Annotated in this window: 11 protein-coding genes; 8 read left to right on the top strand and 3 right to left on the bottom strand. The window is 21.0% G+C overall.

Translation table 25 applies throughout. The annotated features are described in order from the left end of the window. Nucleotides 1–7: 7 nt before the first annotated feature. Nucleotides 8–505 carry an HIT family protein gene (locus VAMP_RS03040; protein ID WP_213349084.1) on the bottom strand — a complete coding sequence of 166 codons (498 nt, stop codon included), beginning with the start codon at nt 503–505 and terminating at the stop codon, nt 8–10. Between the two features lie 283 nt (nt 506–788). Then, a complete protein-coding gene (locus VAMP_RS03035; RefSeq protein ID WP_213349082.1) occupies nt 789–1,067 on the bottom strand; it encodes a hypothetical protein in 279 nt (92 codons plus the stop codon). A 79-nt stretch (nt 1,068–1,146) separates the two neighbouring features. Between VAMP_RS03035 and xerA the strand changes: the two genes are divergently transcribed. The 8 genes from xerA (at nt 1,147) to VAMP_RS02995 (ending at nt 11,045) form a co-directional block, all read left to right on the top strand. Then, complete coding sequence (gene xerA / locus VAMP_RS03030) at nt 1,147–1,971, top strand: site-specific tyrosine recombinase/integron integrase (protein ID WP_213349080.1); 825 nt, start codon at nt 1,147–1,149, stop codon at nt 1,969–1,971. A gap of 466 nt (nt 1,972–2,437) precedes the next feature. Then, nucleotides 2,438–3,814 carry a hypothetical protein gene (locus VAMP_RS03025; protein WP_213349078.1) on the top strand — a complete coding sequence of 459 codons (1,377 nt, stop codon included), beginning with the start codon at nt 2,438–2,440 and terminating at the stop codon, nt 3,812–3,814. Between the two features lie 23 nt (nt 3,815–3,837). Next, nucleotides 3,838–4,824 (top strand): dipeptidase, encoded by a 987-nt coding sequence (locus tag VAMP_RS03020; protein ID WP_213349076.1) that lies wholly within the window; start codon nt 3,838–3,840, stop codon nt 4,822–4,824. A gap of 3 nt (nt 4,825–4,827) precedes the next feature. After that, entirely contained in the window at nt 4,828–5,529 is a 702-nt protein-coding gene (locus tag VAMP_RS03015; protein WP_213349074.1) for an aspartate/glutamate racemase family protein, read from the top strand. Nucleotides 5,530–5,554: 25 nt separating this feature from the next. Then, the gene (locus tag VAMP_RS03010; RefSeq protein ID WP_213349072.1) at nt 5,555–6,754 is read left to right on the top strand and encodes an aminotransferase class V-fold PLP-dependent enzyme; all 1,200 of its coding nucleotides are present in this window, start codon (nt 5,555–5,557) and stop codon (nt 6,752–6,754) included. Nucleotides 6,755–6,822: 68 nt separating this feature from the next. Then, nucleotides 6,823–7,692, top strand: coding sequence for a hypothetical protein (locus VAMP_RS03005; RefSeq protein WP_213349070.1), 870 nt, complete (start codon nt 6,823–6,825; stop codon nt 7,690–7,692). A 25-nt stretch (nt 7,693–7,717) separates the two neighbouring features. Further along, nucleotides 7,718–8,188 carry a crossover junction endodeoxyribonuclease RuvC gene (locus VAMP_RS03000; RefSeq protein ID WP_213349069.1) on the top strand — a complete coding sequence of 157 codons (471 nt, stop codon included), beginning with the start codon at nt 7,718–7,720 and terminating at the stop codon, nt 8,186–8,188. Between the two features lie 115 nt (nt 8,189–8,303). After that, the gene (locus VAMP_RS02995; RefSeq protein WP_213349068.1) at nt 8,304–11,045 is read left to right on the top strand and encodes a hypothetical protein; all 2,742 of its coding nucleotides are present in this window, start codon (nt 8,304–8,306) and stop codon (nt 11,043–11,045) included. Nucleotides 11,046–11,116: 71 nt separating this feature from the next. Here VAMP_RS02995 and VAMP_RS02990 read toward each other — a convergent pair. Further along, nucleotides 11,117–12,184: hypothetical protein (locus tag VAMP_RS02990; protein ID WP_439099513.1), on the bottom strand; the 1,068-nt coding region annotated here is incomplete at its 5' end.

The following is a 12,184-nucleotide window of genomic DNA, read 5'->3' as shown; positions in this document are numbered from 1 at the left end:
GAGCCCGTTATTGAGCATCTCTTAATTTTTTTGCTAAATCTCTTATTTTTTCTGGATTTGCTTTTGGACCATCTGTTGAAATTATATATCCTTCATATGTTTCAAAATAATCTGACCTTCCGCTAAGATATTGTTTCCAAACTCCTTTTTTCATATGACCTGTTCCGTGCATTGGAACGAGTTTTATGTGGGCATGGTCAACACCAGTTCCTTCCATAATTAGACCAACCCTACCAACATCATCAAAATTTTTCAAAAGAACATTGGAAACTTTTTTCGTTGCTAAAATAAATCTTTGCAAAACATCATCTGGCAGTGCTAAACAATCGCTGCCATAATGTTCTTTTGGAACTACAACAGTAAAACCTTCAACACTTGGCCATGTTGATAAAAATGCCATAAACTCGTTATCTTCCCAAAAAATTCCAGGAGTTTGGATATTGCCTTTTATAATTTCACAAAAGATACATTTTCCTTCGTCTGTTGATGACTTGTAGTTTGCCATAATAAAAAATTAAGAGATTTAAATTATTATAAACTTTCCGATTTAGGGCTCAAAACTTATTTCACACAACGTTTCAGTATATCTGATGTTTGCTTCCATTCCATTTTATCAATTTAATTTATGGAAGCAAATATGGGTCGAGCGAGGGCACGAGAGAGCTAGATATACTGTGTTAGGCGAGGGTGTTTTTTCTGTAGAGAAACGGAAGAAAAAATAAGTGCAACGCCCCCTTGAGTTTTAAAAAGATATTTTTACTCCTTATACAAAAGCATTTTTTTATTTTTTAATGACCACACTTCTTCTCAAAAAATAAATCAACATTACACCTGATACCATCAAGACCATCATTTATAAAACATACTTTATTTTCCTTTTCATCAGGTTTATGAACCTCAATTTTTCCACCTTTTGATAAACAATATTGCTCAGCAGGAGATAAATCTTGATTTTTATTAGTAATATTTTTTTGAGATGAACAGCCTGTAATTATTAATAGAGCAAGAAATAAAATTACCATAGTTTTTTTCATAGTAGTAAAATTAAAAAATAAATTATTTCACATAACAAAAATATATTGATTTCTCTCTAAAAATCAATAAGATCGTTTTTTTAATCTATTTTAGATTGTTATACGAATATTTATGTGAGAAGAAATTAATAATTTTAGTGAATGGTTACATATAAAAAAATATTCCAAAAATACTATAAAAACTTATACAAGCATTTTAATGAAATTATTTAATCATTATTTAGACAATACAAAATTAACAAAAAAAGAAATTTATAATTATGTCAATATCCAAGTTAAAAAAGGTATTTCAATTTCATTTCAAAAACAAATTATTTGAGCTATTACACTATATTATAATGAATTTCTCTGAAAAAAATATGATTTTAGTTATATTAAACCTAGAGGAAAAGAAAATAAAATTCCAAATGTATTATCAAAAGAAGAAGTTAAAAAACTTATTGAAAGTATAGATAATTTAAAACATAAAACTATAGTATCTCTTATATATTCTTGATGACTTAGATTATCAGAACTTATACATCTAAAAATAGAAAATATAGATTCAAAAAGAATGAAAATATATATTAAAAAATCAAAATGAGCAAAAGATAGAACAATTCCTCTTTCAAAAGAAATATTAAAATTATTAAAAATATATTATAAAAAATATAAACCAAATGAATTATTGTTCCCCTGAGAATGAAATTATATATATAGCGACAAAAGTATACAAAATATTGTAAAAAATGCATCTAAAAAAGCATGAATTATGAAAAATGTTACTCCTCATACACTTAGACATTCATATGCTACACATTTACTTGAAAATTGAGTAGATATAAAATATATTCAAGAACTACTTTGACACAGTAATATAAAAACTACTCAAATATATACTCATATTACAAATCCAAGTTTAGATAAAATAGAGAATCCTTTTGATACATTATTTTAATAATACTACAAAATTCAAAATAATTTTAAAAAAAATATAAATTCTATTGAAAATAATATTATTTTAATTATATATAAATAATCTTGACAAGCAATACTTGTAAATATATAAAAATATATTTATGAGAGGAAAGTCTCAGCATCGCAAAAAGGCTAATTGTTAAAGACAATTGGAATACTTGATTGATAGTCAAGACAAAGGAAAGTGCCACAGAGACAGAAACTAGTTTAGTTTAAATACTAAATGAAAGGTGCAATGTGAAGATGTTATTCAAAATTAATTGAGTGCTACTTCTCCTGAGTTTACAAGATTTGTAAACCAGTGGTAAACCCTAGCTGATGCAAGCTTACTTTACAATTAAGTAAAGGTAGTGCTAAATCTTTGCTATAAGCAAAGTCAGACAAATTTTGCTAATACAAAACTGAGCTTATTATCAAGATAATTTAATTCATTAAACCTAAATATTATGAATTCAAATATAGAAAATAAAGAATGAATATGAAATAATTTTAATATACAAATTTGTGAAAATATTAATTTATATCAATTGAGAGAATTATTTGATCAATGATTTCCTGTAATTAGAAGTGCACATATTGGAAATCAATATCCATCAAATTTATCAATAATGCATTTTGGTTTACCAAGTGTTTTATATGATAGAACAATTTTGTCTAAAGATAAAAATTATAAACCTTGAAGTATAATTTATAATTGAGAAGAAATTGAAATATTTGAAAAGAAACAAGATAAAATTAGTATTCTTTCTAGACTACCTAAATCATTAAATCTACCACATCATCTAGATTCAGATATATTTAATATAGTTTCTAATTCTGATTGAATTTGAGCTTTTCATTATGAAGTTACTAAAAAAACTTTTCCTGAAACAGAAATAATAACTTTTTCTCAATGGCTTGATGAGAATAAAGAAATAGTATTAAAAGTTATTTCTACTTTATTTGAAAATATAGAAAAATCTTGAGATTATGATAAATTAAACTTTATTTTTGATAGATATATATTACCAAATTGAGAAATACTTACTGTAAAATATATAGATGATGATTATATGTATTTTGATTCAAATACAAATTCTTATTGATCAAGTTTGAAAATAAAAAAATCTGAATTAATTGAAAGATTTGAAAAATCTACTAATGCTATGAGTGATATTGTAATAAAAAATCCACTTGATTCCGATTTTAATGAAATAAGAGATGAAATTAAGTGACCTATACTAAGTAATATAATAAATACTATACTTTTTTGAATTATAGATTCTATAAAATATAATAAAGATACAGTTTATCATTGTTCTTGACCTGATATGGTTAATTATATAGAAAATTTTTGAAAAATTTATAATGAATTATATTCAATATTATTGGAAAAAAGTGATTTAAAAATTCCAGCTACATTAAATTTTAATATTGTTCCTACTGCTAATATTAAATTATTGAGTTTAGATAAAAATATTAGAACTGCAATAAATGATTTATTTGTAAATAATGAAAAATTATCACAAATTTCAATTGAAAAATGAATACAAATAAAAGAACTTAAAAGTCAATGAATTACTGATATAAAATATGTTATAGCAAAATATTCTTCTCTAATAGAAAAATATAAATCACAAAATAAAGAACTTATAAAATTAATAAAATCTACTTTTTGTTCTTCTTATTTATTTGATCATATATGAAATACTTCAAATTACTTTTCTCAATTTGATTTATATTCATATTCTGAATCTGAAAGAAATGAAATTTTTGAAAAAATGTGAAGTATTAATATGTCTGATCTTAAAAAACAATTATCTTTTTTGAAAAAAAATTTTTAAATTTATATTAAAAATATATTGTAATGTACAAAATTATAGATTTACATAACGATTGGGCTGACAATTCTTTAATATTATCACACAAAAATTTTTTTGTTGAAAATTGAATAAATGAATGACGAAATTATTATTGATTAAATGTAAATAATCAAGTTGATTTACCTAGATTGCAAAAATGAAATGTAAAATTAGTATTTGGTGCATCTTGTTTAATGCCAAATGAAATTAATCAAGATATAAATATTAGAAGATATTTAATAAAACAGCAACTTGATTATTATGATTATATTTTGAAAAATAGTAATTGAAAAATTTTTGCTATCAAAAATAAAAATGATTTAGATAAAGTTAATCTTGATGAAAATATATGATTAATAAAACATATGGAATGATTTTATTTTATAGATCAAGAATCAGATTTGAAAATTTTAAATTATTATTATCAAAGATGAGTTAGATCTATTGCTCTTACTTGGAATTTTGATAATTGTTTAGCTTGATGAGCTTGATGAAATTGAAACCTTACAAAAATTTGAAAAAAAGTTATTGATTATATTGAAAATAATAATATAATACTTGATTTAGCACATATATGAAAAAAATCTTTTTGGGAAATAGCAAATTATACCAAATTACCTTTATTTATTTCACATACTCAAGTTAATTGTTTGATACAAAATAATAGAAATATTGATGATGAACAAATAAAAGCTATTGCAAAATCTTGATGATTAATATGACTTATGCCACATCCAAAATATTTATGATCTAATAAACTTGATGATTTTTTGAAATCTATTAAATATGTTTATGATTTAGTTTGAATAAATTATATTGCTATTTGATCTGATTTTGACTGAACTACTTCAAATGATTTAATAAATGAATTTCAGCAATCAAGTGATTTTCAAATTCTTGCCGATAAAATGATAGAATATTGATTTACTGTTTCTGAAATAGAAAAAATTTTATATACTAATGCTTTTGAATTTATAAAAAAAATATTATAAAATATGTTTGTTAAATTGTGAATATTATGATGAATGTGAGCTATTGCTTGATTGTATTTTAATCAAAGATTAATAGAAAAAACTTTTGCAAAAAATGATTTAGAAAATATTGAAACTATTTTATATACTAAACCTGATATACCAGATAGAACTTGTGCTATTTTAAATAATTGAATTTCTCCACTTACAAAAATTAATGAATGAATAAAAAGTTTGGAAGAACAATGATGTACACATATTGTGATAGCTTGTAATACTGCTCATCATTTTTTTGATGAGTTTATTGTAAAAAAAGCAAATTTAATAAATATAGTTAATGAAACTGTTAAATATCTTAAATCTAAATGATTAAAAAAGCCTCTTTTATTATGAACAAATTGAACTTTTCAAGCTTGAGTATATGATAAATATTGTCAAAAATTTGATATATCTTTAATAAAACTTACAAAACAAAATCAAGAAATTATTATGAAAGCTATTTATTCAGTAAAAGCTTGAAAAAGTTTTGAAGCTATAAATTTTTTTTATAAAAGTTTTTTAAATTCTGAAAAACTACAAAAAAAATATTGATTTGATTCTGTAATTTATGCTTGTACAGAAATTTCTTATATTTTCTGAAAAGATAGTTTTTTTGAAAAAATTCCTAGTTTTGACCCGATAGAAATTGTATGTCAACAAATTATTGATATACATAATAAATCTTAATAATTTATTTTTTTACATTATTTTAATGTTTGATATAAAATCAGATTTTCCAGTTTTTGACGACAAAACTTTAGTATATCTTGATACTTGCTCAAGTAGCCAAAAACCTAAATTTGTAATAGATTGAATTAGTGAACATTTATCAAAATATTATGCAAATATTCATAGATGAATGTATAATTTATCAGATTTTTCTGAAGATTTGTATGATAAATCCAAATCTATAATTGCCAAAAATCTTAATGTAAAATCATCACAAATAATTTATACTTACAATTCTACATATGCTTTCAATATTTTATCTATGAGTTTATATTTTTCAAATATTTTAAAAAATTGAGATAAAATATTACTTAGTATTGCTGAACATCATTCAAATATAGTGCCTTGGCTTATTTTAAAAGATAAAATTGATATTGAAATTGATTATGTAAATATAGATAAAAATGGAGATATAGATTTACAAGATTTTGAACAAAAATATGATAAAAATGTAAAAATAGTTTCTTTTACTTATGTTTCAAATTTAACTTGAACTATATTTGATTTGGAAAATATTTGAAATTTACTTAGAGATGACACTATATTTGTAGTAGATTGATCACAAGCAGTTCCAAATTTTCCAGTAGATTTTCAAAAAATAAATGCTGATTTTCTTATCTTTACTGGTCATAAGTTGATGGCAAATACTTGAATTTGAGTTTTGGTAGCAAATAAAAATTTATTAAAAAAAATGAATCCTTGTTTTGGTGGTTGATGAAATATTAAAGATGTTTCTTTACAATCCGTATCTTTTCTTAATTGAATACAAGCTTTTGAAGCTTGAACTCCAAATATTTCTGGTGCTATAAGTTTATTAAAAGCTTTTGAATATATCGAATCAATATGAGGTTTCAAAAAAATTTGGGAAAAAGAACAAGAATTAACTAAATATATGCTTGATTGATTTTTAAAAAGATCCGATAAAATTGAATTAATCTGAAAAAATAATACCAAAAATAGATTATGAGTTTTTAGTTTTATATTAAAATGAAATTTCTCAGCAATAAAATTTGGTGAATTTATGGCTATGAAAAATATTTGTATAAGATGTGGTTGACATTGTGCTCATCCATATTTAAAATTTATGTGATATTTGAGTAGTTGCAGAGTTAGTTTATATGTTTATAATAATTTTGATGATATAGATAAATTTTTTGATGCAATTGATGAATTTATTAATTAAAAAAAGTTATTGTTTTTTACTAAAAAAAATTTATAATTAATTAATTTATATTATATAAAATATATATAATGACAGAAGAAACATACAATAAAATAGATTTACAACAAATTTTTGTAAAATCTTATTATTCAAGTTTACAAGTTTTAAAAAATAAATCAATTTTAATTGTTTTACTTTTTATGTTTATTAATACAATTATTAATTATCTTTTTATATTTGCATTTTTTCGATTAATTTTTGGTAAAGTATATACATGAAATGATAACTTTAATATCTATTTATATATACTTACTTTTTTGTACTTATTATCTTTAATTATTTGAATATTTTTATTTTTTTTACTTTTGTATTGAATAAATAATATTTTGAAAAATAAAGAATTTACTATACTAAAATGAATTTCTTATATATATTGAAATATATGGAAAATTATAAAAACATTTTTTCTATTTTTGTATACTATGTTTTTACCAAGTTTAATACTATTAATAGTATTATTTCTTTATATATTATATATATACTTTTGACCAGGTTTTTCATCAGATTTTTTATGAGCCATAACAAATAAAAACTTATTATTATTAATACCAATATTTTGATTAATATTTATATTTCAATATATATATATGATGGTAATTTATATAAAGTTACTTCCTCTTCCTTGGCTTGTATTAAATGAAGATATTTTTTGAAAAAAAGCTATATCTATGAGTAAAGAATTTACTAAATGAAATTTTTGGACAATATTTATTTATTTATTACTTATTGGTATTTTAGCATTAGTTATTAGTTGATTATTATCATCATTTAGTGATATTTTACCAAATATAATTAGTATTATTTTAAATAATATATTATTTTATATTTTTTCTGTATATTTTTTTGTATATATATACCATATATATAAATGTTTGGAACAAAAAAATAATATTAAGTAATAACTTTTTATTTTAAAAAAAAATTATGTTTATATGAATAGATCCTGGTGCTAGAAAATTATGATATGCAATAATAGATAAAAATCTAAATATAATTGATGCTTGAATACTTTTACAAGAAAAAAAAAATCCAAATAGAGAAGATTATTTTCAAAAAATATTTGAAATACAAAATTTTTTTGAAAAAATAATAAATCAATATAATATACAAAAAGCATGAATGGAAAAACTTTTTTTTACAAATAAAAATCAAGCAAATGCAGAATTTGTATATTGAGTAAGAGCTGTTTTATATGTTTTGTTAATTAAAAAAAATATTAAAATTTATGAATTATCACCTATTGAACTTAAAAAATATATAACTTGAAATACTAAAGCAAATAAAATTACAGTACAAAATTTTGTAATGAAAATATTTTCTTTGGAAAAAATTCCAGAATATGATGATGCAGCAGATGCATTATGATTGGCATATATTAGTAGTATACTAAAATAAAAATATAAAATTTTTCTAAATATTAAAATATAATTTATATATATTATATTGACAAATAAGTATTATTAATATATAATATTAGGTAATTATATTTTAAAAATAAAAATATATAAAAATGAAAAAGATAATAATATTATTTATAATAATAACATCTATAATCAAAACATATTGAGAATCAAATTTTTTTAACTTTGCTTCAATAAAAGACACTGATGAACTTAATTTTGAATGAGAAAAAGAATGAATAGTTTATGAAGTTAAAGTTGATAAAAATAATCCTAAAATTATAGATTGAAAAGATTGAGGTGAACATCATTGTTTTCCAGTAATATGAACTTGATATACAAATAAAATATGAGAAGTATATTTTCAATATTGAGATAAATGAACATATACTTGTTGAGATTGAAAATATCGTTGAATGGCAAAATTAGCAGCTTGATGACGGATAGATTTTGAACATATTAGCGATAATTATTATGTTTTTTCTGATCAAAATGATAATAGATATAATAATCCAGGTGATGAATGATTATATTATCATACTGGACAATCTTATTCTAATTGATTATGAATGTGGCAATGGGAATTAGTAAAAACAGATATTCAATCAAGAAAAATTGTTTATGATTTAATTGATGAAAATAAAAGTAAATTAATATTTATATGAAATGCAAAAGCAAATTTTTCAGATAAATTAAATTATAAAATAATACTTAGAGATAATAATTGAAAATTAATAAACTCTATATTAATTAATGATCATAAACTAAATGAAAAAAATTTAGTTGATAAAAATGATGGAACTAAAGTAAATTGATATAAATTAAGTGAAATAAATTGAAAAAATTGAAAAAATTGAAAAATATCTTGAATTATAGCTGGTCAAAATAATTTATGAATAAATATAATATACGATAAAGATACTGATAAAGTTCTTACTTGAAATATAAATCTTGAAATTCCTTGAAATATTGATTTAAAATTAAGTGGAGTTTGAAATAAATATATATGAGAAAATATTGATGCAGAATTTGAAACTACTTGAATAAGTAATTTTGTATGAATATGAAATTTAAATTATGAATCAAGTCAATGAATAAGTTATAATATAATAAATTGAGATAATGTTAATAGCAAATATCCATTTAAAATAAAACTAATGCCTTTTTGAAAAAAAGTAGATGAAAATTGAATATATATTTATTACAAAATAGATTGAAAATATGATTTTTGACAATATCTAAATATAAATTCAAATAGTCTTGAAACTAGTAAAATTAAATTAGATCCAGATAAACAAATAAAAGAATCAATATATTATTTAAATCCAAACTGTAGTAATGCCAAAGCTAAATGAGATAAATGTAATATTAATATTAAAATGTTAAATCAATATTGATATACAGTACCTAATTTTGATTTATGAAATATAAAAATAGAAGATACTTGAAATTTTTTTGATTTAGATGAAACAGATAATACAAATTACACAACATGATTTAATTATGACATATTTGATACTAGCACAGACGAAGAATGAGAAATTAAAATTAGAATTTGAAGTTATAAACCAGTAAGATCAGCTCAACTTGATATAAATTATGATAATATATCAATATGAACAAAAATTAAATGATTAAATTTTCAAAATATAGTAAGTATATGATTTCAGTGAATAAATGTTTGAGATTGAATTATGATCAACGAAGAAAATGAAATAAGTCTTGTATACACTTGACTTATAAATAATGTTAATTTGGAAGATTTTGATATTGTATGAGATACAGTTTGATGTTTTGATTGTGTATTTGAAGAATGAGAAGTTTTTTCTTGATTTTGAAATTCAAAAATAGATTGAAAAATAGTAATTTCATGAACAAATTTAAATAAAGTGGAATACTATAATTGACATTATCAATACGAAATAGATTGAAAAAAAGTTAAATTAATACCAAATACATCTATAGATTGAAATAGATTAAATATAGCATGAAAGTTTTTTTGAATAGATATTACATGAATTTTAAATAGATGATATAATATAGAAGAAATATTAGCATTTTGAAATGAAAATCAAATATGATGATCTTGAATTTCGTTTTCTAATTATATAAATAAAAAAAGAAAGGAAGTTATTAGAAATTTAAAATGAAAAAAAGAATTAAATAGAAATGAAATTAAAGAAATAAGAAATGTTTGAAATGAAATATATAATTGTAATTGAAATGAAATAATAATAGATTTAATTTCAGATGTTGAATGAAAAAATAAATTAGTATTTATAGATTGTAAAATGATAATATCATCAGATATAAAAATAAAGAATGATTGATTTTTGCAAATTTATTCATTTAGTAATGATGGAACAATAAAATTTAATAAAACAAATGGATGGAATATTAATTGAAATATATATATATGAAATGAAGTAGATACTATACAAACTAATATAACAACAGATTGAAGTATACTTTCTATAGATAATATGAATTGAACAATAAGCGATATAATGCAATATAATTTAAATGATGAAAAATTGAAACAACAATTGTATATAAAATGAAATATAATTTCTAGAAATACATATTGATGATGAATAATAAATACAAATGAAGAAGTTGTTTTACCATGAGGTAGGAGAATACATCAAGATAATTTCTTATTTAATAATGCATTTGCATACAAAGTTTCTCAAAGATATGATATAAATTTTCTTAGAAATTCTTATGTAGATGAAAATGATAATTATAATATAAATAAAGTTTCTCCTATTGTAAAAAATAGATATAATTGTACATGAGACAAAAGTGATCATTGAAATTGTAAAAAACCAGTAGTAATAGAATGAAGATAATAAAATATTTTTGATAAAAAAACTATCTCCATTGAAGGAAATAGTTTTTTATTTTATATAAATAATTATTATTATTGAGATAATGTTTCTTCGGAACCTAACCAAGCTCTATATAAAATTAAAGACATTTCATATCTAGTTATAGGTCTATCTTGATCCCAAGTACTAACTTCATTAGTAAGATTTAATTCTTGAGCTACTTTGAAGTAATTATCCCACCGAGGATTTACAGTTTCATCTAAATTATCTCATAATATAGATCTTACCAATACTGTAAACGACTCTGCCCTACTTATAATTTCAAATGGTCTAAACTCATTATTATTCATTCACATAATTCACATAGCACATACAGAATTAATTTTTGGTACTAAAGTATAATCTGCATTATCTATATCAATAAATGAACAATTATTATTGGTTTCTTGTATTCATAAAACTTCTTTTGCAAATCAAGCAAAAAAACTTGCTGATTCTTGTCTTGTAAGCTCATCATTTGGTCTAAATTCATCTACACTATTATATTTTGTCAATCAATATCTTTTTAAGAAAGATAAAGCCATTTCAAACTCTTTATCTTGTAATTCACTAGAAGGAATTATTTCTTCATATGAATTTAATATTCATATAATATTTGAAACATAAGTTTTTCATTCTTTTCTAATTTCATTATTATCACTAATATCTCTAATAATCTTTACAATCATTAAAAAGTTATTATAATTTTCTACAAAATTTTCCAAATCTTTTCAAGATATTTTCTTATTCTCTACTTTTTGTAAAATTAAATTATTTAATTTACTTACTGTATTTTGTACATTATTAGTTTCAAATATAGGAGTATTAATTGTAATATTTGTTCTATTTATCAATTTTTGTTCAGATTGTATCTGTTCTTCAAGTTCTTTTATATATTCCGATAATTTTTTTTGTCCATTATTTTCCTCTTGTTCATCATTTTCATTATTTTTATCTTGTTCATCATTTTCATTATTTTCATCTTGTTCATCACTTTCATTATTTTCATCTTGTTCATCACTTTCATTATTTTCATCTTGTTCATCATTTTCATCTTGTTCATCATTTTCATTATTTTCATCTTGTTCATCATTTTCATCACTTGGTGTAGTCCATCTAGT

The organism is Candidatus Vampirococcus lugosii, assembly GCF_018420025.1.
In the GTDB taxonomy this organism is placed as follows: Bacteria; Patescibacteriota; Gracilibacteria; order Absconditabacterales; family Absconditicoccaceae; genus Vampirococcus; species Vampirococcus lugosii.
This window is presented reverse-complemented; position numbering and strand designations above follow the sequence as displayed.